This is a genomic window from Chryseobacterium sp. SIMBA_028, assembly GCF_046535285.1.
Lineage (GTDB): Bacteria > Bacteroidota > Bacteroidia > Flavobacteriales > Weeksellaceae > Chryseobacterium.
This window is the reverse complement of the sequence record NZ_JAWRWZ010000709.1, coordinates 1-244: the sequence shown is the minus strand read 5'-3', so window position 1 is coordinate 244 and position 244 is coordinate 1. Positions and strand designations below refer to the sequence as shown.

The window sequence follows — 244 nt, the reverse complement described above, 5'->3', positions numbered from 1 at the left end:
CGGCGGAAGCGGCGGAAGCGGCGGAAGCGGCGGAAGCGGCGGAAGCAGTGGAAGCGCCGGAAGCAGTGGAAGCAGTGGAAGCGGTGGGAGCGGTGGGAGCGGCGGAAACGGCGGAAGCAGCGGAAGCAGCGGAAGCAGCGGAAGCAGCGGAAGCGGCAGAAACGGTGAAAGCGTTGGAAGCGTGGAAGCGGCGGAAACGGCGAAACGGCGAAACGGCCCACGGTCGCGCAGCGCGCCACATCAC

General features: G+C 68.9%; 1 protein-coding gene. It reads left to right on the top strand.

Annotation, left to right across the window (positions count from 1 at the left end; genetic code table 11):
• On the top strand, nt 1-244 hold a 244-nt coding region (locus SCA31_RS25085; RefSeq protein WP_410699654.1), incomplete at both ends, for a hypothetical protein.